The organism is Paludibacter sp. (assembly GCF_009712605.1).
In the GTDB taxonomy this organism is placed as follows: domain Bacteria; phylum Bacteroidota; class Bacteroidia; order Bacteroidales; family Paludibacteraceae; genus Microbacter.
In genome coordinates this window covers 295,749-321,761 of record NZ_WASO01000014.1, presented here as the reverse complement: position 1 = coordinate 321,761, position 26,013 = coordinate 295,749, and the positions used below count along the sequence as shown (strand labels likewise).

Sequence of the window (26,013 nt, the reverse complement as noted above, 5' to 3'; positions counted from 1 at the left end):
GCAATGACGATGTTTAATCGAATTGTTAATCCTTGCAAAAGTACTCCCGAAAGAGCAAACTGCAAAAGAATCCAATTTTTGTTTAGCCTTTTTTAACCGACTGGTTATTAAACAAAAGTCATTCAATTTATTATCAGATTATACTTCACTAAGATCTCTTTTCAGAAGTATCTGCCGGACAATTTGACCCGATTCCATTTACAACCGTCCGGCAGATTTCTTCTTACTTCTCATATCTACCGGTTACCTGCAAATAAGCAACCAGTTTGGATTTATACCTGGTCTGACTATCCGTCAACTGGTTTTTAGCCTGTTGCAGCATCGTTTCAGCCTCAAGCAAATCGGAGATGTTTATCATCCCAGCATTGAAATTATCACGGTTTATGCGAAGATTTTCTTCTGCCTGTCCGATGGATTCGCTGGCAATAGCAATCTGCTTGTAGGATTCCGTCAGTTCGTTCCAAGTCTTCTCAATTTCAAGCGTCAGCAATTCGGTATTATTCTTGCTTTCGTTACGTGCTATCTGTTCCTTTTGTTTACGTGCTTTCATTGTATGCGAAGCCTCCCACCAATCGGAAATTGGTACCTTTACCGAAGCCATCACCAAACCAAACGAATTGTGCGAACCTGCAACATTCTGATATACACCTCCTACCCCAACAGCAACTTCTGGCATGTACTCTCCCAATTTCAGCTTTGATTGCAATTCTTCCGCCTTCACACTTTGACCGAGCAATTTATACTCCTCGCGGTTTGTTACAGCCTGTTTCGAATCAAGATATACCTGCTCGGGCGTTTTATAGAGAGGAATTTCTTCCCCGAATACGATCGTAGAATCGTAAGGCAGACCTATATACTGACACAAAGCCATGGTAGATAGTTTAATGCCATTGGAAAGCTGAAGCTCATTTACTTTCGTATCACTTTTTTTCAGGGTTACTTTCATCACGTCATTACGATTAATCAAACCTGCATGATAGGCATCGTTAGCTTGTTTATAGGTACTATCAAGCAGCATTTGCAACATGCGCAAAGTCTTCATTTTTTCGCGCAACGACACGATCTGCCAGTACTGTTCTTCGGCTTTTTGCACTACTTCGCTCTTCGAAAGAACTACCTTGCTGGCACTGACATCTTCTCCCAGTTTTGCAAGCTTATTGCCGTTGATGATACGACCTCCGGCAAATACCGGTTGCATAATAAGTACATTTCCAACAACTGCTTTATCGAGAGTCGATACAGACATTCCCGGAAAATAGGCATACTGCGATGCCGAAGCCAACGTTGACAAATCTCCGTTGTAGACCGGCAGATTGACCGAAGGGACACTTACCTTGAGCAGGTTTTCGCTAAACTTCACATAGTTTGCCGAAGCACTGATTTTAGGGAAATAACTGGTGAAGGCTGCCTTTTTTGTTTCCTGCGAAGCCTGAAGTTCAAAATTGGCATTTTTGACCTTCGAATTATTTTGTACAGCCAGTTTCTTGCACTCATCCAGCGATATATCTCTTTTTTGCGCCGTCATTGTTGCCGAAGAAAATACAAGCATCAACAAAAGAATTGTAGCACCGCCACCCATGCGTTTCAGATATGGAATATGTTTGTGTGCCTTTTTCACTAACGGCTTTTCGCGATACAGAACCGTATAGAGAACCGGAAGAATAAACAGTGTCAGCACCATCGAAATAAGCAACCCGAAACAAATTACAGTACCCAATGGACCCCACAGCGGCGAGCGACTGACAATCATCGGAATCACACCTACAGAAGCAGCAGCCGATGTCAGGAAGATCGGACGCATACGTCGTTTTCCGGCAGCAAGAGCAGCTTCTTTCACACTCATGCCATGCAACACTCTCAACTCTTGCAGGTAATCGATCAGAATAATGCCGTTACGTACCACAATTCCGCACAAACTGGTAATTCCTATAAAACCGGTCAGACTGAAAGGATAGCGAGCCAAAAACAGTCCGATGGCGGCACCCGGCAATCCGAGCAACATCGTTGACATGATGATAGATGCGAGTTTTATCTTCTTGAACTGGAATAACAGAATAAAGAAGATTACGGCAATACTAATGGCCAAAGCATACGACATCGGAATAAATGAAATTTCCTGATCTTCAAGTTCACCACCATACGAAAGTGTAACACCTTCAGGCAGTTTCAGCTTATCGAGTTGCGGTTTTATCTGATCGGTAATACTTGATGCCATATAGTTAGCCATAACATCAATTTGAATAGTTAGCGTACGGGTACCGTTGCGATGCACAATGGTTCCCTCCTCCCATTCGGGCGACAGTTTGGCAAACGAGCGCAAAGGCATAGCTGAATAGGTAGCCGGAGAGGTAATGAACTGATTGCTGAGGTAATCGATATTCTTCTTGGTTCCCTGATCCTGACGCAATTCTACACCGACAGGATAATCATTTTCCCACACCGTTGTCAATGGAATGCCATTAAGACCTGTCATGACCGAAGTAGCTACCACGCCCTTGGAATACCCCATACGATTGGCTTTATCCTTATCCAGATCCACACGGATATTCTGCTTTTTCTGACCCCAGTCGGGATTAACCCAAGCAATACCCTTTACCGGTTTAATAACCGAATCTATCATAGCTTCGGCTTTGCGTATATCCTTGATAGAATCGCCGGAAATGCGCAGTTCGATAGGGTATTTACTTTTTTGCAACGCAAGGATTTTCCATTTGATATGGGCATTAGGAAATGCTCCGTTAAATTTTTTGTCGTACTCTTCACAAACGGCACGTGTTGCCTCATTATCGGTAGTATTCACCATTAATTGTCCGTAATTGGTACTGGGTAAGTGTGGAGCATATGCCGTGTGAAAACGGGGTGAGCTTGTCCCGATAAAACTGGTTACAGTGGTTACACGCGAGTCTTTCTCAAGAGCATTCGACAAGGTGTTCATTACCTTAGCTGTACTTTCGAGCGAAGCTCCTTCATCCAGATACACTTCAACCGCAAACTGATTCCGTTCCATTTCAGGGAACAACCGTTGATCGATCGCCTTAAACAAAACTACCGCCAGTATAACCGAACCGATACCAAAAGCAATCGTACGTTTCGGATGCCTGAAAGCCTTTTCAAGCATGGTATCGAATGCGGCCTGCATTTTATCTAGAAAGCTCTTCTTGCCAACCTTCTCTTCGTCCGATTTAAGTCCCTTTTTGATAAAGAAAAAATTGAGGAAAGGCACCACAAACAGAGCCACAATAACAGACACTACCAAGGCAATACAGATAGTTAGAGGCAATGGTTGCACAAAGTCACCGGATGTTCCCGGAAGCATAAACCCAAGCGGAATATACACAACACAAATGGCCATGGTTGCCGTTAAAATGGGAGTTACAAGTTCACGGGCACTTTTTATAGCAGCATGCCACGAAGACATGCCGTGGTCTTTTTTCTCCACATAGTTATCAATAACGACGATTGAATTATCGACTATCATTCCCAAGACGACAATCAAGCCGGCAAGCGACACAGTATTGAGTTCAACTCCGAAAAAGTAGAGAAAACCTAATGTAATGAGCACGGCAATAGGTACCGTAAGACCCGCAATAGAGGCGACACGCATAGGTAACAACATCATTACCACTAGCATCACTGCTACAATTGCGATTATAAACTCACGCATAAAATCGGCAACCGAATCGTATACATAATGAGGTAAATTGGAGATCACATTTGCTTCAATATCTTTCGGGCAATGTTTTTTGAAAACATCCAGTGCTTTATCTACATCTTTACCGAATGCCACGATGTTATTCCCCGGTTGCATTTCAAGCGAAAGCAGAATGGTTTTCTTCCCATCCTGACGGATATAGCTTTCCGGATCTGAATCGGTATGACGTTGAATGGTAGCAATATCTTTCAGTCGCACTACCCCACCCTTCGGATCTGAATAGACAATCTGATCGGCTAAATCTTTTTCCGACTGGAAATTGGCCGGGAAATGCACGTTCAGGTCATGTGTCCCGTTTTTAAGCGTACCGGCAGGCGAAACCAATCCGGCAGGCTGATATTGAGCCAGCAGCGATAACGACTTAATATTGTATTCGTTCAGTTTTTCTGGAGCTACATTGACATAGATTTTATCGCGTAAAATACCGTAGTCTTTTATCTTCGATACGGCAGGAATCTTACGGCATTCCGATTTCAGTCTTTTAAGCTGTTCTTCCATGTCTTTATAACCTTTCGTATCCGACGACATGGAGATAAGCATTGCCGAAGTATCGCCAAAATCGCTGTTGGCAATAAGAGCTGCCACTCCCGGAGGCAACGACGACTTAAATTCGTTTAGTCCGTGTTTGAGTTTGGACCAGAAAGCATCTGCATCTTTCACATTATCGTTCAACTCCACATAAATAATCATCATTCCGTCTTTCGATTCGGAATAGGTATCTTTCTTTTTTACCTCTTTAAATCCGAAGAGGTAATTTTCCACCTGTTTGGTAAGTTGTTCCTCTACTTCAGCAGAAGTTGCACCCGGATAAACGCCAATTACTAAACCCTGACGTATCGTAAATTGAGGAAATTCATTCCGGGGCATTTTGATCAGCGCCACCACCCCAAAGATGATAAACAACACCACTAAAATATTGGTAATGTTGTGATAGCGCATAGCCCAGCCTATATAGCCTATCTTTTTCTGTTTCATTTGATTGAATTTTATAGCTAAGAATCAATACATAATATCCCTGACACCAAGTTCTAATACCAGAATATCGCTGATGGATCTTCTAATTACATTCGTGTCTCGGTGGCTTCTCGTTAAAGAACAGATTTTGTTTGGTTCTTAACTGTAGTCTTTAGAATGTTATCTTTCCGTTATCCGTCAATTTGTGCATACCGCTCACGACTACCTTCTCGCCAACCGACAATCCAGACAATATCTCCACAAAATCGCCCTGGTAATTTCCTGTTTTTACCAAGCGTTTCGACACTGTTTTTTTTGCAGTATTGACTACGAATACATAATTGTTGTTGCCATTATCTTTATCGACAGCAGGCATAGGCACACCCACAATTGTACGTTGAGCGTTGGTTGTCAGCTTAACATCACAAACCATACCCGGTTTCAGTTCCATTTTGGTATTATTGACCGTAATTTTCACTTCATAAGTCCGGGAAATCTGATCGGCCACTACACCAACATTAGTAACAGTGCCCTGAAATTCTTCATTGTCAAGCGCCGATACTGTAAATGTTGCTTTCTGGCCTTTTTTGATCAGATTGATTTCATTTTCAGGAACAGCAACTTTTACATATACCGTATTGATCTTTACCAATTCAATCGGAGCATTAATGTTGCCGAGACTATTCATTCCCGGCTCAATATTGCGTTTGCCGATAACACCACTCTCGGGTGCGTATAAATTACATTTTTTCAAATTATTTTTCGCCAGCGCTAAAGACGATTGTGCCTGTTGCAGGTTGCTTTCCATCTCCACCCATTTAACTTCAGGAAGACTGCCTTTATCGTGAACCTGTTTCAAGCGTTCGTAGCCATCTTTTGCTTGTTGATACTTTGCCAGCGACACTTCGTACATACTCTGAGCATCGGCCTTATCAACAACTGCCAACAACTGTCCGGCCTTCACCGGATCACCTGCATTGACCAACACTTTCAACACAGTTCCCTGAGTTTGGAATGTCAACGGAATTGTTTGAGTAGGTTCAATAGTACCACTATATTGCAATACATTTGAAGTGGATATCTGCTGCACATCCGACATTTCCACTTTCGGATCAACAGTTTTATCTGCTTTTTCCAGACTACATCCTGCCAGTGTGAGGATGCTCAAAACTACATAAGCCACCTTCTTCATCTTGTCATAAATTAAGTTTGAATTATCTTTATTCTTAAACGATATATCAAAACGTTTTTCGTATTTTAGTCGAATACTGATTAAAAAAAACGGCATTATTTGCGTAATGCCTTAATCAGGTAATCAAGTAACACATTCAAACGGGTATCCCAATCGGGAATCTGATCGTCAATTGCCATATCCAACACCAGACTTCTCATCGCACTCACCATCGAATATGCTAGGAGGTGTGCCTGATCACGAAGTTCATCGCAAAATTCACCAGATACGAATCCCGCAATAAATATATCTTCCACCATGGCCACCGACTTAACATTCAATTCCTTAACTACATGATGTGTCCGGGATAAATCCTGAATAGCCATTTCTTCTGTAACTATCTTATAGAGATTGACTTTGCTCTTTGCTATCTGAAACGAAACCGCAAAAAAGGCCTTCAGCTTTGCAGATGCTGTTTGTTCCTTTTGAACTGCTTCTTTCGACAGATGATAAACTTGGTGCATTTCAGTACGAAGCACTGCATCGAAAATTTCTTCTTTACTCTTATAATAGTAGTAAAGCGTACTCTTTCCTTTGCCCATTGCCCGTGCAATGTCCTCCATTGTTGTCTTCTGAAGGCCAAACTGTTGAAACAATTTCTGAGCTGTAGAAATTATTTCATTCCGAAGTAAATCTTCTTTAGATAATTGTTCAGTTGTCATTTTTTAGACTAAAATCGTTTTATAGTACAAAAATAGAGTGAATTTATGAGACAACGCTGTTTTAAATGTTAAATATATAAAACAAAGCAATCAAAACAAAACATATACGATTCATCATTCCATTTTATGAGTTACTACACTCTTGAATCATCACACTTAAAATCATATTTACGTTAAAATAAATCATATATATTATTGTCAATTTCAAATAATTTAATCAACTTTGAGGCGCAAAACCAAAGCAGAAAATTAAACAAATCAGATTATACGCATATAATCAAATAATAATGTGGAGTCCGGAAACCACTCAAACGGGGCGTAACTGAAAAGCCATAAGAGTAGGAAACCTTAAAAACCAAAAAATCATGAATTACTATTTAGCAGCATTGAAAAAGTACGCTGTTTTTAGCGGAAGAGCCAGACGAAGCGAGTATTGGTATTTTTCGTTGTTCAATTTTATTTTTATGCTTGTTGCCCTTGGATTAGACAATCTGCTTGGGACAACCGTGGGAGGACTTCCTTACGGATTATTTTATTTTGTATTAGCCTTGGCAATGTTAATCCCGGGCTTAGCCGTATTTGTGCGTCGAATGCATGATATTGGCAAAAGCGGATGGTGGTATTTTATTGTTCTCATTCCATTTATTGGCAGTATCTGGTTATTAGTATTATGCTGTACCGACGGAATTTGCGGCGATAATGCTTATGGTTCAGACCCGAAAATACTTGAGGAAGTGAGCTTTTGAATTGTCAAATAAATCGTTTCAATTTTTCATTTTGCAACTCATAATTCGTTACTATTACGATGGCTTATTTCAGCCTAACGTAAAACGAAGCGAAACATTCATCATCTCACACAGCTGATCTAAGTCCTGTAATGACGATATAAATCGTCATTACAGGACTTTAATAGTTACTACCATAGTTTGTCCTTTCCTATTGAACTAAAGCAGCAATGAATTTCAGTCAATACTCGAAATTTAGCAGTTGTGCACATTCTGGAGTGGTCAAAATGAGCTAAAAGTATCATTTTCGAGAAAAATCAAGACAACTTCAAAATAGGATTTAAGTATATCCCCCCGATTATCTTGATTGTTTTTTCAAGAATCATTCTCTGTTTTCATTACTACCTTTGATACAGTAATTTAATTGGAGGATCAAATCATGAAACGCCCGGCATCTCTTGTAATCGGCATTTTACTGCTATTTTTGGCATTTGCCCAACTCTTGCGGTTCCTTTTTGCCGTACCAATAATAGTTGCGAATTGCATTAGCATTCCGGTTTGGCCAAGTGCAGTGGCGGCTGTCTTTCTGGCTTTACTGGGAGTTTGGCTGCTGAATGAAAGAAAGCAATAGTGCAATGACTGCAATTCCAAATCGTGGCAATTTATTTGTAGGCACATCCGGCTGGAGCTATCAGCACTGGTCTGGCTGCTTTTATCCTCCGGAAATACCCCCATCCCGATATTTGGAATATTATATCACTCACTTCGCATGTGTTGAACTGAACGCCAGCTTTTACCATCTTCCGTTCAAAACCACAGTAGCCGGATGGATGCGTCGTACACAGGATTCGTTTCGTTTTTGTACCAAAATGAGCCGTTTCATTACACATCAAAAACGCCTGGTCAATTGCGATGAAGCACTGGAAAACTATTTTCAGACCTTTGACTATTTGAAGCCAAAATTAGGTCCTGTTTTGGTTCAATTGCCTCCTAATTTCCATTGCGACAGAGAACTATTTATTCATTTTGCTGAATTGCTTAAGAACAGACATCCGGATTATCGTTTTGCGGTGGAAATCCGCGATGGATCGTGGATCAACGATGACTTTTTTGACTTATTGAGCAGCTATTCCATTGGCTTCGTCATTTCGGATACCGGAGGTAAATTTCCATTCGCAGAAATTGTCACCACTGACTTTGTTTACATACGCTTTCACGGCCGCGAGCAATTGTATGCTTCTGATTACACCACGCCGGATTTGGTATTGTTTGCGGAAAAAATTTGCTGCTGGTTAAACGAAGGCAAGGATGTATGGGCTTTTTTCAACAACGATTACGAAGGTTTTGCTCCAAAAAATGCGCTAAAGTTAAGAGAATTAGTATATTTGCAATAATTAAATCAACTTTCGGGAAACATTAAAACACCAACTCATGAAAACACGATTAATCTTTCTGGTGACCTTGCTATTCTCCGTTAGTACTTTTGCCCAACAAATTACCGGCGATTGGTACGGAGCTTTAAAAGTTCAAGCTGCAATGCAACTGCGGATTGTTTTTCATATCTCTCAAAACGGCGATAAATACAGCGCTACGCTGGACAGTCCCGATCAGGGGGCAAAAGGAATACCTGTCAGCAGCACTTCATTTGCTAATTCAAAACTGGATATTTCCATGCCCAATCTGATGGCTGAATACAATGGAGAACTCAAGGGTGATTCCATTACAGGCACTTTCAAACAACGCGGGATGTCATTTCCATTGAATCTTACCCGACATGCCGTCGAAAAACAAACGATCAAACGTCCGCAGGAACCAGTGCCTCCATTTCCATACTATTCCGAAGAGGTAACCTTTCCCAATTCATCCGCCGGGATTACCCTTGCCGGTACATTGACTTTGCCTAAAAAAGAGGGTAAATTCCCCGTTGTCGTACTTATTACCGGCAGTGGATCACAAAACCGTGATGAAGAAATATTTGGACACAAACCGTTTCTGGTAATTGCCGATTATCTGACCCGAAATGGCATTGGGGTTTTGCGTTATGACGATCGGGGATTCGGCAAATCGACGGGAAATTTTCAAAAAGCACTGACCACAGATTTTGCCTCGGATGTAGAAAGTGCAGTCGCTTATCTGAAAAGCCGGAAAGATATCGACACAAAGAAGATCGGATTGATTGGTCATAGCGAAGGAGGAATGATTGCCCCCATGGTAGCTTCCAAGTCGAAGGATATACGCTTTATTGTGATGCTGGCGGGAACAGGTCTGCGTGGTGACCAGTTGATAGTGTTGCAACAGGAACTGATCGGTCGTGCCACCGGAGCCCCCGAACAAGAGCTTGCTATATGGAAAGAGGCTGGTGAAAAAGGAATGGATATGTTGAATCATACCACCGCTCCAGAAGCGCTAAAGCAAAAACTCACTCAATTGCTTACCGAAACTTACCTGAAATTAAAGAAAGATACTGCTCAGGCAGACATAAAGGCTCAGATATCTATGCAGGTTGAACAGATGACCACCCCCTGGATGAGGTACTTTCTGAAATACGATCCTCTACCGGCACTATCAAAAGTAAAATGCCCGGTACTTGTACTGAATGGAGAAAAAGACTTACAGGTTCCTGCCAAAGAAAATGTTCCTCTGATAGAAAAGGCTCTTCAACAAGGAGGAAATAAAAAGGTAACCGTCAACATTTTTCCCAATCTTAACCATATGTTTCAGGAGTGTAAAACCGGCGCTCCCGCAGAGTATGGCTCAATTGAACAAACTATTGCTCCTGTTGTTCTAGAAACCATCGAAAAGTGGATAGCACAAACGATCAAATAATAGACATTATATCGATTAAGTGTATATAAATCTTAATTGCCGACCTCTCCTCCCAAGGGGAGGAGGAGCAAGACAGTGAAATCTTTAGAATTCAATTCATTTTGCAGATTTTCCCCTCTCTTCGGGAGAGGGGTCAGGGGAGAGGTCAAATGCGAAAATTAAGAAATGACTTCACCGGTATAATGTCTAGCATTTACGAACATCCGCACGATGGCTTCTGTCCCTTGCGAACCGTATTTTTCAGATCGCATCCGCTGCATCCGTCACACGGAGAGCTTTTACGACCAAAGCGTTTGACCAAAGCTCGTACCGCGAATCCGGCAGCAACAATCAATATGATATAAACAATAATTTCCTGTAGCATAATCGTCAATCTTTACAAGAGCAGCCACACCCGCAAAGTTGGTTGCTCTTTGCTTTTTCAAAACATTCCCGTCCTTCCGTAAAAGAAAACACTGCCAACCCCAGAGCACCGATACCGTCAATAAAAGGCCATTGCGTGAGGGCATAAATACCACTGCTGGCCAGAAGAACCAACGACATATAAACGCAGGTTCTGGAACAGGCGGCATCGGCCAGAATGGCTTCAGAATTTAGTCGTTTACCTACGTAGGTTTTACCCCAAATCAACGCCCACATAAAGGCAATTGAAATAAGTGAAATTACAATGCCCCAAAACGTTGTCTCCGGTTTATGCCCTTCAACGAAAGTAACAATCGCGCTCAAAATCAAGCCGGCAGTAAACAGATAAAATGAAATACCTGTAATACGAAGGGCTGTACGTTCGAAATTATCGCGATTGCTAACGGGATTCTGTCGAATGCGAATCACCATGTGAGCAATTCCAAGCCCTGAAATAACTTCTATCAAACTGTCGATACCAAAACCAAACAGGGAAAGACTTTCGTCTTCTGCGCCAAAATAAAGAGCAAATACTGCTTCCAGCACATTGTAGACAATGGTAAACAATGCAAGTCCGAAAGCATATTTATAGAGCTGTTTTTCGTTCATAATTTTAGAATTAACCAAACAGACTGCCTATTTGGTAAGTTAAGCAAGCGATCAGCCAGGCTAATGCCGTCGTATAGACAATGGTAAATGCGGCCCATTTCCAACCGGCTTCTTTCTTTATAGCCGCAACAGCAGCCACACAAGGAAAATAGATAAGAATAAAGAGCATGAAGCCGAAAGCCACCAACGGTGTAAACACCTTTTGTCCGATTTCCGGGCCCGATGTATGACGTTGTTCTATCAATTTATCTTTCAGCGTTCCCGATTTTTCATCAGCCTGATAAAGCACTCCCATTGAACTAACAACCACCTCTTTGGCAGCCAGTCCTGTAAGAAGGCTCACTCCCATTTTCCAGTCATAACCCAATGGAGAAATAACCGGTTCGATAGCATGGCCCAATTGTCCGATATACGATTTTTCCTGTTTCTCGGATTGCTGTTGCAGAGCGACTTCCTTAAGATTTATATCCTTTTGAACCTTCGTTAATCCCACGTTTGCCTCGATAGACTGACGTTTGGCATCATAATTGGTGCTGTACTTCACATCACGTGGGAAATAGCCCAAAGCCCAGATAATGATGGAGGCCAGCAAAATCACATTCGACATTTTTTTCAAGTACTGACGCGCCTTGAACCACATGTGAATCGAAGTGTTCTTCATCGTCGGAACCCGGTAAGGCGGCAATTCCATCACGAAAGGTACTTCCTGTTTATTGAACAGAAAACGTTTCAGCACCAATGCCATCAAAATTGCCAACACAATACCAATGATGTAAATAGCAAACAGCATCAGTGCTTTGTTACCGGGAAAGAATGCAGAAATCAACAGCAAATAAACCGGAAGCCGGGCGCTGCACGACATAAACGGAATAATAAGCATCGTGAGGATGCGATCTTTTTTGTTATCGAGCGTACGGGTTGCCATAATGGCCGGCACGTTGCAACCGAAACCCATCAACAAAGGAATAAACGACTTGCCGTGAAGTCCGATTTTGTGCATCAGCTTGTCCATAATGAACGACGCCCTCGCCATGTAACCGGTATCTTCCATCATCGAGATAAAGAAGAACAGAATCAATATATTCGGCAGAAAAACAATAACACTGCCTACCCCGCCGATAATTCCATTCACCAACAAATCGCGCAACGGCCCTTCGGTCATGGCATTTTGCACGGTATCGCTCAGCCACGACACTCCCGTTTCGATCCACTCCATAGGATAACCACCAAGAGTAAACGTGGCCTGAAACATCAACCACATAAAGAAAAAGAAGATCGGGAAACCCCAGAACTTATGCGTCAGCAGATCGTCGAGTTCCCGTTTGCTTTTACGTCTGTCTTTTTTCGGCTCCTTGTAGGTTTCCTTCAACGCCCCGTCGATAAAGCCGTATTTTGCATCGGTAATAATCGTTTCTGACGATTCGCCGTATTCTTTTTCAAGCAACTGTATGGCACTTTGTGCTTTGTTTTTTATCTGATCGAAATTTGCACAGGACTCCAGTTGCGAAAGCATTGTTTTATCGGTTTCCAGCAGCTTGATAGCCACATAACGTGATGAAAGTTTATCCGTTACTTCTGGTGATTTCCACACTTCGTCCTGTATTTGTCTTATCGCTTTTTCAATTTCAACGCCGTAGTTAATGTGAATATGGCGTACATCTGGTTCCCTGTCTTCGTAGACCTCAATCACCTTGTCGAAAAGTTCATTCACACCCACTCCTTTCGAAGCCACAGTGGGAACGATAGGAATACCTATCATCTTGCCTAAGGCTTTGTAGTCGAACGAAACGCCTTTCTTTTCAAGTTCGTCGTACATGTTGAGGGCAATCACCACTTTCACGTTCATATCGATAAGCTGGGTAGTAAGAAAGAGGTTACGCTCCAGATTGGAAGCATCTACAACATTCACCACAATATCGGGCATCTGCTCGGTAATGTGACGACGCACGTAAAGTTCTTCAGGTGAGTACTCTGTAATAGAATAAGTTCCGGGCAAATCCACAATACGAAAGGTGTACGGATCGCGCTTCATCGTTGCTTCTTTAGCATCGACCGTCACACCGCTGTAATTCCCCACTCTTTCGTGGGAGCCGGAAGCATGATTAAACAAGGTTGTTTTTCCACAATTAGGATTCCCAACCAGCGCCACGTTGATGGTAGTACTCTTTTCTCTTGCAGAACGAATGATCTCTGCACTGTCTAGCGTTCCTGAAAAATCAGCACCGACAGGTTCGTTTTCATCTTCGGCAGCCACTATTTCCACCAGGCGGGCTTCGCTTCTTCGCAGTGACACTTTATAGCCCATAATCTCGTATTCCACCGGATCCTGCAAAGGGGCATTTTTGATAACAGTTACCTGCTTCCCTTTCACAAAGCCCATTTCGGTTATACGTTTTCTGAACGCTCCGTGACCAAGCACTTTAGTTATAATGCCTTGTTCACCCGTTTTCAGATCGGCTAAAAAAGTGGTTTTAATTGTTGTTGTCATTATATTGAGTTCTTTTTATCGATAAATAAGGTCAGCCGGTTTGTCAGAATTCGATTCCGACTCTCACCATACCCACCAGAGCATTGGGCAATTTTGCATCCGTACCGGCTGGATTCACAACATATTGAATATCTGGTTTCAGATAAAGATTTTTCGTCAGTTGAGCTTTATACAGTGCTTCAATCGAAAGTTCTCCTCCCACGCCATTGTTATTGTGTATCCCTGCATATGCAAAAGCAATGCCACACATGTCATTTGCCCTGCAAGCAAACGGTGCTTGCCAGTTAACGCCCAGACTGCAATAATAGTTGTTGCAATTTTTGCTGGGGCTCCATCCCAGTTGAGAAAAGAGTCCGACACCACCTTTGTCTGTTTTAACAATCTGCTGATCGGCAATTGCATACAAGCCGTAGTTATGAAGAGTGGTTTGTGTGCTGTCGCACTTACGGTGAGTATAAATCCCGAATTTGTATTTTCCTTCGAGATTACGCAACAAACTGGCCGAAAGTTGCCATTCGGAAATTGCCAGATAACCGTCGTTTTTACTCAGTTTCCAGTGGACATTATAAGGATTAGATTCATATTCGTCGGGAGTGCCGTCAAACAGCGCCACTTCCCACGATAAGGCCGGAGAAATATTCCACTGCAAAGATACACCTAATGCCGTGAGTGGAAAAATGGGAGAAGGGATATTGGACGAAATGCTCGACTGAATACCGAAAGAGCTATTATTAAACGAAGCACCGTAAGAAGTAGCCGCAAAATCTACATTCAAATCCTGTAAGCCTGCGGTTACCGTTATTTTATCAATTTGCTGCTTGTACCACAGCTCATACATGAACGTAAGGTTTCCGGCTTCAATATTGGTCACTCCCTGAAAATCGCCCACCAAATTTGCCGATGGTTCGCCTCCGTGAGTATTTCCTGCATTCACAAAGCATGAACCACCTTTCCATAAACGTGCTTTTTCGGTGTCAAACCCTATTTTCAGATTGGCAAGTCCCAGATATGTCGAGCCGGTTTTAATACCACCACGCATATTAACCACCCAGTCGCCAATGTACGATGCGTTGAAAGATAAAGGAGAAGTAGTTTGAGCCGACAGATAATTATTTAATCCGGCTATTAGGAAAAGCAGAAAAGCAGTAGAGAAACGGTTCATTTTAGCAGTTGTCATCTTTTGTCGTTTTTACACTGCAAAAGTACAACCTTCAAAAAGGCAGTACCATCCCCACAAATGAGGATTATGATGACATTACCCTACCCTTTTCTAATGATAGGTATATCTTTTATTCAATATCCTCGTAGGTAATGAGGTTATTAAGCAGTGCATACACCGTGAGTCCCGAAACCGATTTAATGCCTGTTTTACGAACAATATTTTTCCGGTGCGTGATAACAGTATGTATTGAAATAAAGTGTTTCTCTGCGATTTCCTTATTAGTCATACCTTTTACGACACATCCCAGAATCTCGTTTTCACGTTCGCTCAGTTCTTCGTTTTCTGCTTTGTCTGACGAATTTGCCGTCACTTTGATGCCATTCAGTTTGTTGACAATCTGAGTCTGATCGTCGTTTACTGTCAATACTGCATCAAACTGTGCCATGATCCATTCGTCCACAAACGTGTAAACCAACGCCACCAAAGCCACTTCGGATGGAATATTCATAAAACTTCGAATCGACGTCCGGTGTTGAAAGCTCATTATTGACGGATTAAAGACAACAATGTCAGGCCGATTGCTCACAATCAGTTCCTGAATACGGCTTACGTTGGATGACGTAGCGACCAACTGATAACCAATCGCATCGTCGAGTAACGAAGCAAAGCCTTTGCTCACCATCAACGAAGGTTCAATAAGCAAAATCCGTTTCTTAGCTCTGTCTACCTGCATAGCATTGAATTTAGCTTAATGAAATATTTTGCTCAATCAGGATTACGGACGGCACCAGCAGTTTTTCTTCGATGAGCGTATGCCTGTTCAGGTCGTCTTCAAAATTAAACAACTGAATAAGAAGCTCATCTCTGAGGTTATCTGTATTGTCGTAAGGGATATATTTGATGATAATATTTTTGAGATCAGTCAATTTCACCTCAATATTGGCATGTCGATCCTTATACTGACGAATGGAAAATTTACTCTTTTTAGGAGCGTTAAGCAACTGCATAATATACGGAAATACCGTTTGATCTTCATGTGCCAGATGACTTTCCACCTCTTTCCGGTACTCATTAAAAAAGCGGTTCAGCGCCTTCCCGTGAGTTTCGTTGCAAGCCTCTACCAAGCGATCCAACAAAATCTGAATATTGGGCAGTGCAACGTTCAGATAGTATTGATGCGATTGTTGCAAATAGCGAATCACCTGTTCTACAGGACATTTAGCTATTTGCTCTTCGGCCGGTATCATGTCAGTATCGAGCAATACGTTGCAAATCAAAAGCAGCAGGTTCACGTCAACATTATGGCGTTTGCAGACCTCGTCTACCGTTTTCTCACCAAATCCAAGCGAGATGCCGAGGCGGCTTAGTACCGCCAGATTGCGATAGTTGACATGAATCAGATCGGCCATTTTCATCTGAGGCGAAAATGCCGGATAATTCTTCATTGAATATGTTGTCAGGTTTGCCATTTTTGTAAATTAAGCTTTGCAAATCAGAGCTACAGCGTAAGCCGACATACCTTCTTCCTTACCCACAAAACCAAGCTTCTCGGTGGTTGTGGCCTTGATAGAAATGTCGTCCGAAGAAATGTCCAAACATTTTGCCATCACTTCTTTCATTTCCGGTATCCGGTCTTTGAGTTTCGGACGCTGAGCACAAACCGTAGCATCTATATTGCTGATTTCAAATCCTTTTTCTTTAATAATTGTGCCTGTCTTTGCCAATAAGATTTTACTGTCTATATTTTTGAATTCTCCTGCATTGTCGGGGAAATGATAACCAATGTCGCGTGAGTCAGCAGCTCCCAGTAAAGCATCGCAAATGGCATGAATCAGTACATCGGCATCCGAATGTCCCAACAAGCCTTTTTCATGTTCTAAACGGATTCCTCCCAACCACAGTTCACGTCCTTCCACCAATTGATGAACATCATATCCCATTCCGACTCTTATTTTCATACGATAATAATTTTATTGAGCAATGATTAAAACAAGCAACAAAAGTACTACATAATGAATCCCACTTTGATACTTGTTGGTTATTTTAACAAAAATTCCCCGCATTCCATTCAGGAAATGCGGGGAATAATCTTATTCTTATTGTTGTTTTTATTTCACAAGATTCGTAAGCCCATCTAAATCAAATCCCAGACTAAATCGTAACGTCTGATCGAGAGGATTCGTTTGAGAAGTTGCAATGACATAAGCAGCATCGAGCCTGAATACGTTTAATTTAAATCCTGCACCAAACGTAAAATATTTGCGGTTACCGCTTAATTGAGATTCATAGAAATAACCACAACGGACAGCAAATTGCTTGTCATATTCGTATTCCAACCCTAACGACAACTGAATACGTTTCAGAAAGTCTTTATCTCCAAAAGATTTAAAGATACCTGAAAGCATGGAAATATCCGAATATTTCTGATGACCTTCCACTGTTGTTGCAGTGTCTGCCGGAATCAGCAATTTGTTAATATCCATGTTAATCGAAATGGTGTTATATTCATCTATCGGATGCAGATAAGAAGCACCTAAACGGAAGTTAGTAGGAAGGAATTGCTTTGTATTCCCCTTGTCATAGGAAACTTTCGATCCGATATTGGAAATATTAGCGCCAGCGGAAAACTTACCGTCTGAGTTTCCTGATCCGGTAACAGTCTGAGTATAATATGCAGACACATCAGCAGAGAAAGCATTTGCCGGCCACATATCGCTAATCATGCCACCACCAAGATCGGAGTGAATATAACGCAAAGCCACACCACCAGAAAAATTGTCCGATAATTTACGGGTATACGCAACATCAAGCGCAAATTCTGAAGGCTTGGTATTACCCTGTGAGACACCATTAACATCGGTCAAATCAACCTGACCTAACGAGAAATAACGCAAAGACCCACTAATAGACTGATTCTCGTCCAGTTTGTAATAACCTGCCAAATAAGCCAGATTAATATCACTCACCAATTTACGCAACCATGGAGTGTACGAAAGAGAAATACCCGCTGCATCTTCTACAAACGCATATTTTGCCGGGTTCCAGTATTGCGAGTTTACATCGGGAGAAGTAGCAGCTCCTACATCACCCATACCTCCGCCCCGCGCATCAGGAGCAATTGATAAAGATGGAACTCCGGTAATAAGCGGATTCAATGTTTTATCTACCGTCGAACTCTGTGCAAACGTACTTATTCCACCTAAAAGAAATAACAGAATAACAACTGTTGTTTTTTTTGTCATAATGTGAGAAATATGTGGCTATATATTTTACGACTGTATTACAGTCAGTTATTTAGAAATCAAATATATGCCACGATTATTTTATAGTTAATCTTTTGGCAAATATCAACTTAATAACGAATTGATATTTGTTTTATTGTTTAGTTATAATTACTTTTTGCGTTTTTGATGTTATTTTTCCATTCTGCGTCGAAATATCTATTCTGCAAAGATAGACACCAGCTTTAAGCTCTGCTCCACGACTGTCTGTAACATTCCACGGAATAGTGGTTTTTGTCGATTCTGTTGAGGTACTTGTTGAAAGCATATTCAACAACCGCCCACTTAAATCAAACACCGAAATTCTGACATTCAGCACTACATCCGGGCGGTTATGCTCCAGGACAAAGTTTGTGTGTCCATTTACAACAGGATTGGGGTAATTGTACAAAGAAATAAAATCAGGGGCCAGTCCCTTTACCACTTCATACTCTAATGTCTTTGAAGTCGAATTATTTAACACATCCCAAACTTTGAATGTCAGCGAATGTTTCCCTTCAGATTGTGTTGGCAATGAATACAGAACGGTACCACTTTTATAATCACCAACTGTCGGTTCAAAATAGTCATTTACAACATAATATTGTGCCGGATCCCGATCAATCAACACCGTCATATCGTGCCCAATACCGTTTCCGACGGTATTTATTCCGGTATCATCCCGGACTTTTGCAATAAACAACGGCGTTTCATTTACTTTACCTCCTGAAACAAAAGCTGTTGTATTCAAGTAAATACTTACATCCGGCCCATTATTTTCCCATTGCAACGAATTATTAGAGCCTCCGATTGCAAAGTTAACAAAATCTCCCTGACCTTCACGCCCTTTTTCGTCAGAAGCATACATATTTATTCGTCCTGCACCAAATTTATAGTCGATATCCTTGGGTATAACGCTTTCTATAGCGAAATAACCGTTTTTCGCCTCTGTATTTCCGGCAAACAACATGGTTGGACGATCCTGATACACAAACGGTGTCGAGCCGGCATCGTTGGCCAAGGTAGTCATATTTTCCAGTTTATCGTAAATTCTGATCATCACTGACCCGTTAAAATCAGAGCATACGTTTGCACCGCCCGGATTATTGATGTGTCCTTTCAGTTTCAAGGGACTTAAAGCATTGACGGTGATCAATTGGTTGGCTGCGATTCCATTGACAGAATCGATAACCACCGTATAATTTGGAGCCGGAAAATTCAATCTTAATGCAGGGTCGCCTACCAGTATAAAATTAAGCTTATTACTGTTACCCAGTAGCGCGTTTTTAGTAAGACGCATCACATCTCCCAGCCTCAGGGCATACCCGTTAGCATCTTTATAAAACACGTTCTTCGCAAATTGCTTGTTCAATGCAAAATTATCGCTCGAAAAAACCAAACGGGTAGTTGTAAACAGCGCAATACCTCCACCCGAGGGATTCAATAGTACACTTTCTCCAGCTGACACGTCGGTATAATCGCAACGCGTAAAATCGCATGTTGCCGTTACCCACAATGCAAGGTTTTGATTGTACATGGCCGTAACATCTTCCTTTGTTATAATCTGCTCGTTAGCAAGATATAAATGATTACCGTGACCGGTATAATTTAGCATCAACAGTCCTGATTTTATAAGATTCAGTAGCTTCGTCTTCGCCGCCGGATAACTTTCTCCCGTAGATGAAACTACCTGTGGATAGGCATCCATGTATAATTTATTCACCTGAAGATACGGATTAGCATTGGCTGTCCACTTTGCAATTGTATCCGCCTGAGTCATATGCAAATTAGCATCGCCGTCATCGGCAATAAAGCAAACCTTATTTTTCCAATAACCGGTATTGGTATTATCCATGTATGCTATTGTCTTGTCAACTACCGCTTTGGCCTGATCCACTGTGGTAACCGGAAACCTTCCGACCCCAATATCCAATTGATCGGAAGCAAGATTGACCCCATCGGTATCGTCCAAAAATCCGAAATAGTCATCCGACTGATATGAATCTATCTGATTAATTGAATTATACGATTCAAATACTAACAACTGGCGCAAGTCTGGCGATGTGGATAATATGCCCTTGTTATCGTAACACCCACGACCAAACAATAACAGATATTTAGGAGCTTGGCCCAAACCGGCTTTCGCTCTGTTGTAGAACATTTTCATCAACCTGCGGTATGCTGTTGCATCCGGAGTTCCCGATGAAAATTCATTATAAATTTGATCGGGAGTAACCACCACTACGCTCAAATTATCTTTTTCCCTGTGTTTTTGAGCCAGTCTTTCAGCCTGATCGACAAAGGCAGATGGAGCTATAATCACCATATCGGTTTGCTCCAATGCGTGGAGATTCTGATTCGGCACATTCGTTTGCACTATTTCAGGAGTACCAAACGCCGAAGCCTGAGTAGGATCAATGGCCAGATATTCCTGCAAGGTTTGTGCAGACGAAATAAAGGTCAATACCGAACTGTTTCTATTGACTGGAATTTCAGTAATATTCTGTGGGTCGGACACGTTCCATATTTTGACGTTACTTCCGGCAGCAGACAATGTGTATTGCAAAACTGCATTCTGATTGAGAAAGTCCGGATTACGAAACGGTAACACGGCACTTGTCATCGAAAGTTTACGGTATTGATTCGCTTCAATGTAATTCAGATAACCCGTGGCTGATGACACCATCGGGTTAAATGTTAGAGCAAAAGAGGGGGAATCTGACGTCGGAGTGTAAGCATAAGAACCGCTTCCCGAAATAGCATAATCGTATGTTCCCGTAGATGAAAATGGAATCGATCCCAACGAAGTTCCGTTATATGCAACGGACATTGAACTGGAAGATGTAGAAGTAGCAGCAGCATTCACCCTGATTTTACCCTGACGGCTTGTATCGGTATTTGGGAATGAGAATCCGAACGAATTACTGGTATTTCCGGTAAATTTTTCTCCATAGAATTCGCGACCGGAAGTGGCCAGGTTGACCAAATCTTTTTCGTGAACATCACGGTCGAGAAAATAATCGATAGTTGCGGTTGGCGTCTGGCTTTCTGCTGCTGTGGTGGTTATTTGCTTTGCCGCAATGGACGTTTGTGTTACGAAGTAATATCCATAATTTGAATAAGGATTCACAGTATGCACAAACTGCATTTTTGTTGCATCATATTGCCAGCTAACCGGGCCCTGGGCATAAAACAATATATAATCGCTGCCAATATATATAGAGGTTTCCGGCAAGTCATCCAAATAGGTGCTTGTGAAAGATTCGGGCAACATGGCACCCCCATAACCATGAACATGAACATTCTGAGGATTAGTAATCCCCATTTGCTTCAACTGATCAAAAGTAATTTTGTAAACACCTGTTGACGAAACTCTTATCTTAGACCATTGTCCGGCAGAAAGTACTGAATTGGGCGCAAAAATTTGCACGCCGGTAGCAGATACCTTCTTGTATCCATCCTCATTTTGAGCCCTCACTACCAAGGAGATGCAAATCAAAAATGCTATACAGAGCCAACCACCTCGCACTTTCATTATTTACACAAATAAATGTCAATTACATATAAGTTTCAAAAGTACGCAAAAAGATTATTTAATCAAAAAGTCGAACATCAATTCGTTTTCGATATAACCCTGCAACCTGTCTCCAACCTTTACCGGACCAACACCAACCGGCGTCCCAGTAAAAATGAGATCTCCCATTTTCAGTAGGAAAAAGCGACTCAGATAGGATATGATCTTATCGACAGAAAAAATCATATTTGCCGTATTACCCTGCTGAACTGTTTTCCCGTTAATATCCAATCTGAAATTTATATTCTGTACGCTTTCAAACTGACTTACCGGAATAAAATGGCTAACCGGCGCCGAGTTATCGAATGATTTACAAATTTCCCACGGACCGCCCGATTCCCGTTGTTTTTTTTGAAGATCACGCGCCGTAAAATCTATGCCAAGTCCGATTTCACTGTAATACCGGTGAGCAAACTGCTCGTCAATGCCTTTCCCCAATTTATTAATCCGAATCACCAGTTCTACTTCGTATTCTATCTGATTAGAAAAATCCGGGTAATAAAAAGGCTTGTTATCTTTCAGCAAAGCTGTTTCCGCTTTCAGAAAAAACGTAGGTTCCACCGGCAGCTCATTGAACGACAGCTCCTTATTATGATCTTTATAATTCCAGCCTATTGCAAATATTTTCATGCGTTCATTATTATTTTTTAGATAGTTGTCGCATGGAACTCGCAATGAACATGTCCTTTGGTTTGAACATCTGTTTTAATGCTCGTTTCATGTGTTTATAATCGTTTTTTTAAGGGCATATGGAAATAACATTCAGCGAAGCTAACTTCATGTTACAATATGACACGTATTGGATGCAGCAAAGCCGTCGCATAAAGCAACGGCTTTCTTTGATTACAGTATCATTATGGATTCATTCTCAATCTATTAAACATCACAGCAAGGTGAGCATATATAGATGTATTCTGAACTACGATATTATTGGGCACCCGGATTCGGATAGGAGTAAAATTCCAGATTGCCTTGAAATCGGCCTGAATCATCATATCCGCAACCTCCTGCGCCTGATTGATCGGCACAGTCAAAATGCCTATGTTCACTCCGGTTTGTTGCCGAAGCTCATTCATCCTGTCGATATAATGAATAGGAATATGATTGATATTTGTACCGGCCAGCTCAAACTTCACATCGAAAGCCGCAATAATTTCGAGTCCGAACTGCCTCAATCCGTTATCCTGCAAAAGAGCACCTCCCAAGCGTCCCACACCGAAGAGGAACGCTTTGTGAGTCTCGGTAAATCCCAGAAATGTCTCAATCACTTCGATTAACGTAAAGGTGCTATACCCGACACGGGTTTTGCCGGTAACGTTGATGTATGACAAATCCTTTGCCACCATTGAAGCTTCAACGCCAATATCTTTAGCAATCTGGGTAGACGAAACAGTGGTTTCTCCCCGTTCTAAAGCGAGCTTTGCATAGGATAAATACCACGGTAAACGCCGTAATGCAGGTTCCGGCAAATGTAGTTGCGTTGAGTCCATTTCAAAAAGATCAATGTTTATATACGAATTTCGTTATCCCGCTGTGTTGTTTTATCTACAGACAAATCAACACTGGCAGGAGCAAGTCAGGTTTCTATCGCCAAATGCATTATCAATACGGCCAACCTGCAACCAGAATTTATTGTCTTTTACCCATTCAAGCGGATATGCTGCTTTGGTTCTGGAATAAGGATGCGACCATTCATCAGCCGCAATTTCAAATTCGCAGTGTGGTGCGTTCAACAACACATTGTCGGTCTTGTCTGCCGTTCCGTTTTCTATTTCTTTGATTTCATTATAGATAGTCAACATAGCTTCCACAAAGCGATCCAGTTCTGCCAATGATTCGCTTTCGGTTGGTTCCACCATCAACGTGCCATGTACCGGAAATGAGAGTGTCGGAGCATGAAATCCAAAGTCCATCAGACGTTTGGCAATGTCGGTTTCTGTAATACCAGCCGATCCTTTGAAATGACGGCATTCCAGAATCATCTCGTGCCCTACTCTTCCGGTTGCTCCGGTGTAAACAATGCCATAAGTATCTTTTAGTTTTTCTGCCAGATAGTTTGCATTGAGAATAGCAATTTCCGTAGCTTTCGTTAAACCTTCAGCTCCCAGCATTCGAATATAGCCATAAGAAATTGGAAGAACGCTTGCACTGCCGTATGGTGATGCTGCTACAGCCGTATATTGAGCATTCTCATCAATAGCAGGATGTTGCGGAAGGTATTTTGCCAAATGTTCGGCAACACAAATAGGGCCTACTCCAGGGCCACCGCCACCATGAGGAATAGCAAAGGTTTTATGAAGGTTAAGGTGACACACATCAGCACCTACAAAAGCCGGAGAAGTCAGCCCTACCTGAGCATTCATGTTGGCACCGTCCATGTAAACCTGACCTCCGTTAGAATGGATAATTTCGCATATTTCGTGAATAGCAACCTCAAACACACCGTGAGTTGACGGATATGTAATCATTAATGCTGCCAGCACATCTTTATTTTGTTCTGCTTTTGCTTTAAGGTCGGCCACATCCACATTTCCATTTTCATCACAGGCTGTAACCACTACTTTAAAACCAGCCTGAGCTGCACTTGCAGGATTGGTACCATGGGCAGAAGCAGGTATCAGCACTACATTGCGGTGTGTTTCACCTTTATCAATGAAATAGTTGCGAATAGTGATCAGACCTGTATATTCGCCTGCTGCTCCGGAATTTGGTTGCAGAGTAACAGCCGGCAAACCTGTAATTTCGGCTAGGTACGATTTCAATCCTTCAATCAAAAGGTGATAACCTTCAGCTTGTTCCGCAGGTGCAAATGGGTGCATTGCTCCCCAGTGCGGACTGCTGAGAGGAAGCATTTCGGAAGCTGCATTCAACTTCATCGTACACGATCCTAGCGAAATCATGGAATGAGCCAGAGAAATATCCCTGCGTTCAAGCTTTTTGATATATCGCATCAGGTCGGTTTCAGAACGATAGCTACTGAATACCGTCTGCTGAAGATATGCTGAAACGCGTTTTAATTGTTTCGGAATAATATCATTTTCTACTGTTGGCAATGTTTGCTCTGTTTGCTTTCCAACCACTTCTGCAAACAAAGCGATAATATTTTTTAGCTTCGTTTCCGTAGTCGTTTCATCAAGACTGATACCAATTTCGCCAGACACGAAATATCTGAAATTGATTTTACGTTCTTGCGCTTTTTCTTTCAATGATTCAATAGAAACACCCTTAGGCAATTCCATTTTCAACGTATCGAAATAAGTGCCGTTCACATTATTAAAACCAATCTTGTTGAGCTGAGCAGAAAGCTGCATGGCGTAAGTATGAATTCGCTCAGCAATGTTCTTCAACCCGTCAGGACCATGATAAACAGCGTAGAAAGAAGCCATTGTGGCCAACAAAGCCTGTGCTGTACAAATATTTGAAGTGGCACGTTCTCTCTTGATATGTTGTTCCCGCGTTTGCAAAGCAAGACGATACGCCGGTTTTCCATGAACATCTTTCGAGATACCGATTATACGGCCTGGTATGTCACGCTTAAACTCGTCCTTGGTCGCCATATAAGCTGCCGAAGGTCCGCCGTATCCCATCGGAATACCAAAACGCTGAGTAGTGCCGAAAGCAACATCAGCGCCCCATTCTCCCGGAGGGGTCAGCAGTGTCAAAGCCAGCAAATCAGCAGCCACAGCAACCTTACATCCGTTTTCGTGAGCTTTTTCCACAAATTGAGCATAATCTCTTACCTCTCCGTTTGAGTCCGGATATTGAAGGATGGCACCAAAAACAGGAACAGAAAAATCAAATGTGGCAAAATCTGCAACTAACAATTCTATTCCCTGTGGAACTGAACGCGTTTTAAGTACAGAAAGAGTTTGTGGCCAAACATTCTTATCAACCAGCAAAGTGTTCACTCCGGCTTGTTGTTGTGCACGGGTGCGGGTATTATGAAACAATGTCATTGCTTCGGCTGCGGCGGTAGCTTCGTCCAGAAGAGAAGCATTTGCCAACGGAAGGGCCGTTAGTTCGGTAATTACTGTTTGAAAGTTGAGTAACGCTTCAAGTCTCCCTTGCGAAATTTCAGCCTGATAAGGAGTATATGAAGTGTACCATACAGGATTCTCGAACACGTTTCTCCAGATCACGGCCGGAGTAACAGTGTCGTAATAACCCATTCCGATATAATTGGTAAACAATTGATTTTTCAAAGATAATTCATGGATATGATCGGCATATTCATGTTCTGACATGGGAGTCGGCAGTTGCAGTTTTTTTGTCAGCCGGATGTCTGCGGGTATAGTTTGACCGATTAGTTCATCCAAAGAGTTAACACCAATGGTTTTTAGCATTTTCGACATGTCATTGGGGCATATCCCGTTGTGACGATCAACAAATTGTTCGGATTGCATTGTAG

The 26,013-nt window shown here is 42.0% G+C and carries 19 protein-coding genes; 4 read left to right on the top strand and 15 right to left on the bottom strand.

Annotation, left to right across the window (positions count from 1 at the left end):
- Positions 1 to 223 precede the first annotated feature (223 nt).
- From F8N35_RS11625 to F8N35_RS11615, 3 genes are all read right to left on the bottom strand, one after another.
- Positions 224 to 4,687: an efflux RND transporter permease subunit gene (locus F8N35_RS11625; protein WP_293053108.1), complete on the bottom strand. Its 4,464-nt coding sequence runs from the start codon at positions 4,685 to 4,687 to the stop codon at positions 224 to 226.
- A gap of 151 nt (positions 4,688 to 4,838) precedes the next feature.
- The gene (locus F8N35_RS11620; RefSeq protein ID WP_293053105.1) at positions 4,839 to 5,954 is read right to left on the bottom strand and encodes an efflux RND transporter periplasmic adaptor subunit; all 1,116 of its coding nucleotides are present in this window, start codon (positions 5,952 to 5,954) and stop codon (positions 4,839 to 4,841) included.
- Positions 5,954 to 6,559 carry a TetR/AcrR family transcriptional regulator gene (locus tag F8N35_RS11615; protein ID WP_293053103.1) on the bottom strand — a complete coding sequence of 202 codons (606 nt, stop codon included), beginning with the start codon at positions 6,557 to 6,559 and terminating at the stop codon, positions 5,954 to 5,956. Before F8N35_RS11615 ends, F8N35_RS11620 begins: the two co-directional genes overlap by 1 nt.
- Positions 6,560 to 6,924: 365 nt before the next feature.
- Here F8N35_RS11615 and F8N35_RS11610 point away from each other — a divergent pair, with 365 nt between their 5' ends.
- The 4 genes from F8N35_RS11610 (at position 6,925) to F8N35_RS11595 (ending at position 10,110) form a co-directional block, all read left to right on the top strand.
- Entirely contained in the window at positions 6,925 to 7,305 is a 381-nt protein-coding gene (locus F8N35_RS11610) for a DUF805 domain-containing protein (RefSeq protein ID WP_293053100.1), read from the top strand.
- 418 nt (positions 7,306 to 7,723) lie between these two features.
- Positions 7,724 to 7,915, top strand: coding sequence for a hypothetical protein (locus F8N35_RS11605; RefSeq protein ID WP_293053098.1), 192 nt, complete (start codon positions 7,724 to 7,726; stop codon positions 7,913 to 7,915).
- A gap of 4 nt (positions 7,916 to 7,919) precedes the next feature.
- A complete protein-coding gene (locus F8N35_RS11600) occupies positions 7,920 to 8,678 on the top strand; it encodes a DUF72 domain-containing protein (protein WP_293053095.1) in 759 nt (252 codons plus the stop codon).
- Positions 8,679 to 8,715: 37 nt separating this feature from the next.
- Entirely contained in the window at positions 8,716 to 10,110 is a 1,395-nt protein-coding gene (locus F8N35_RS11595; protein ID WP_293053093.1) for an alpha/beta fold hydrolase, read from the top strand.
- A 193-nt stretch (positions 10,111 to 10,303) separates the two neighbouring features.
- Here the strand turns inward: F8N35_RS11595 and F8N35_RS11590 are convergent, their stop codons facing one another.
- The 12 genes from F8N35_RS11590 to gcvP all read right to left on the bottom strand — a co-directional run bounded on the left by F8N35_RS11590 (position 10,304) and on the right by gcvP (position 26,008).
- Positions 10,304 to 10,474 (bottom strand): FeoB-associated Cys-rich membrane protein, encoded by a 171-nt coding sequence (locus tag F8N35_RS11590; RefSeq protein WP_293053089.1) that lies wholly within the window; start codon positions 10,472 to 10,474, stop codon positions 10,304 to 10,306.
- Between the two features lie 5 nt (positions 10,475 to 10,479).
- Positions 10,480 to 11,121, bottom strand: coding sequence for a cation transporter (locus tag F8N35_RS11585; protein ID WP_293053086.1), 642 nt, complete (start codon positions 11,119 to 11,121; stop codon positions 10,480 to 10,482).
- A 10-nt stretch (positions 11,122 to 11,131) separates the two neighbouring features.
- Positions 11,132 to 13,609 carry a ferrous iron transport protein B gene (gene feoB, locus F8N35_RS11580; RefSeq protein ID WP_293053051.1) on the bottom strand — a complete coding sequence of 826 codons (2,478 nt, stop codon included), beginning with the start codon at positions 13,607 to 13,609 and terminating at the stop codon, positions 11,132 to 11,134.
- 43 nt (positions 13,610 to 13,652) lie between these two features.
- Positions 13,653 to 14,786, bottom strand: a complete 1,134-nt coding sequence (locus F8N35_RS11575; protein ID WP_293053049.1) for a carbohydrate porin — start codon at positions 14,784 to 14,786, stop codon at positions 13,653 to 13,655.
- A gap of 112 nt (positions 14,787 to 14,898) precedes the next feature.
- Positions 14,899 to 15,504: a response regulator transcription factor gene (locus F8N35_RS11570; protein ID WP_293053046.1), complete on the bottom strand. Its 606-nt coding sequence runs from the start codon at positions 15,502 to 15,504 to the stop codon at positions 14,899 to 14,901.
- Between the two features lie 10 nt (positions 15,505 to 15,514).
- Positions 15,515 to 16,240 (bottom strand): hemerythrin domain-containing protein, encoded by a 726-nt coding sequence (locus F8N35_RS11565; protein WP_293053044.1) that lies wholly within the window; start codon positions 16,238 to 16,240, stop codon positions 15,515 to 15,517.
- A gap of 9 nt (positions 16,241 to 16,249) precedes the next feature.
- The gene (gene ispF, locus F8N35_RS11560) at positions 16,250 to 16,729 is read right to left on the bottom strand and encodes a 2-C-methyl-D-erythritol 2,4-cyclodiphosphate synthase (RefSeq protein ID WP_293053041.1); all 480 of its coding nucleotides are present in this window, start codon (positions 16,727 to 16,729) and stop codon (positions 16,250 to 16,252) included.
- Positions 16,730 to 16,879: 150 nt separating this feature from the next.
- Entirely contained in the window at positions 16,880 to 18,013 is a 1,134-nt protein-coding gene (gene porV, locus F8N35_RS11555) for a type IX secretion system outer membrane channel protein PorV (protein ID WP_293053038.1), read from the bottom strand.
- A 133-nt stretch (positions 18,014 to 18,146) separates the two neighbouring features.
- Positions 18,147 to 21,566 carry a type IX secretion system sortase PorU gene (gene porU / locus F8N35_RS11550; protein WP_293053035.1) on the bottom strand — a complete coding sequence of 1,140 codons (3,420 nt, stop codon included), beginning with the start codon at positions 21,564 to 21,566 and terminating at the stop codon, positions 18,147 to 18,149.
- A gap of 54 nt (positions 21,567 to 21,620) precedes the next feature.
- Complete coding sequence (locus tag F8N35_RS11545; protein WP_293053032.1) at positions 21,621 to 22,235, bottom strand: fumarylacetoacetate hydrolase family protein; 615 nt, start codon at positions 22,233 to 22,235, stop codon at positions 21,621 to 21,623.
- A gap of 224 nt (positions 22,236 to 22,459) precedes the next feature.
- Positions 22,460 to 23,095, bottom strand: coding sequence for a redox-sensing transcriptional repressor Rex (locus F8N35_RS11540; RefSeq protein ID WP_293053029.1), 636 nt, complete (start codon positions 23,093 to 23,095; stop codon positions 22,460 to 22,462).
- Positions 23,096 to 23,161: 66 nt separating this feature from the next.
- A complete protein-coding gene (gene gcvP / locus F8N35_RS11535) occupies positions 23,162 to 26,008 on the bottom strand; it encodes an aminomethyl-transferring glycine dehydrogenase (RefSeq protein WP_293053026.1) in 2,847 nt (948 codons plus the stop codon).
- Positions 26,009 to 26,013 lie beyond the last annotated feature (5 nt).

Excerpts from the sequence above, each read along its gene's own strand:
- F8N35_RS11620 (WP_293053105.1), bottom strand. The coding sequence starts at position 5,954 with ATGCCGTTTTTTTTAATCAGTATTCGACTAAAATACGAAAAACGTTTT.
- F8N35_RS11610 (WP_293053100.1), top strand. The coding sequence starts at position 6,925 with ATGAATTACTATTTAGCAGCATTGAAAAAGTACGCTGTTTTTAGCGGA.
- F8N35_RS11600 (WP_293053095.1), top strand. The coding sequence starts at position 7,920 with ATGACTGCAATTCCAAATCGTGGCAATTTATTTGTAGGCACATCCGGC.
- F8N35_RS11570 (WP_293053046.1), bottom strand. The coding sequence starts at position 15,504 with ATGCAGGTAGACAGAGCTAAGAAACGGATTTTGCTTATTGAACCTTCG.
- F8N35_RS11545 (WP_293053032.1), bottom strand. The coding sequence starts at position 22,235 with ATGAAAATATTTGCAATAGGCTGGAATTATAAAGATCATAATAAGGAG.
- porU (WP_293053035.1), bottom strand. The coding sequence starts at position 21,566 with ATGAAAGTGCGAGGTGGTTGGCTCTGTATAGCATTTTTGATTTGCATC.
- ispF (WP_293053041.1), bottom strand. The coding sequence starts at position 16,729 with ATGAAAATAAGAGTCGGAATGGGATATGATGTTCATCAATTGGTGGAA.
- F8N35_RS11595 (WP_293053093.1), top strand. The coding sequence starts at position 8,716 with ATGAAAACACGATTAATCTTTCTGGTGACCTTGCTATTCTCCGTTAGT.
- F8N35_RS11565 (WP_293053044.1), bottom strand. The coding sequence starts at position 16,240 with ATGGCAAACCTGACAACATATTCAATGAAGAATTATCCGGCATTTTCG.
- feoB (WP_293053051.1), bottom strand. The coding sequence starts at position 13,609 with ATGACAACAACAATTAAAACCACTTTTTTAGCCGATCTGAAAACGGGT.
- porV (WP_293053038.1), bottom strand. The coding sequence starts at position 18,013 with ATGACAAAAAAAACAACAGTTGTTATTCTGTTATTTCTTTTAGGTGGA.
- gcvP (WP_293053026.1), bottom strand. The coding sequence starts at position 26,008 with ATGCAATCCGAACAATTTGTTGATCGTCACAACGGGATATGCCCCAAT.
- F8N35_RS11605 (WP_293053098.1), top strand. The coding sequence starts at position 7,724 with ATGAAACGCCCGGCATCTCTTGTAATCGGCATTTTACTGCTATTTTTG.
- F8N35_RS11625 (WP_293053108.1), bottom strand. The coding sequence starts at position 4,687 with ATGAAACAGAAAAAGATAGGCTATATAGGCTGGGCTATGCGCTATCAC.
- F8N35_RS11590 (WP_293053089.1), bottom strand. The coding sequence starts at position 10,474 with ATGCTACAGGAAATTATTGTTTATATCATATTGATTGTTGCTGCCGGA.
- F8N35_RS11575 (WP_293053049.1), bottom strand. The coding sequence starts at position 14,786 with ATGACAACTGCTAAAATGAACCGTTTCTCTACTGCTTTTCTGCTTTTC.
- F8N35_RS11540 (WP_293053029.1), bottom strand. The coding sequence starts at position 23,095 with ATGGACTCAACGCAACTACATTTGCCGGAACCTGCATTACGGCGTTTA.
- F8N35_RS11615 (WP_293053103.1), bottom strand. The coding sequence starts at position 6,559 with ATGACAACTGAACAATTATCTAAAGAAGATTTACTTCGGAATGAAATA.
- F8N35_RS11585 (WP_293053086.1), bottom strand. The coding sequence starts at position 11,121 with ATGAACGAAAAACAGCTCTATAAATATGCTTTCGGACTTGCATTGTTT.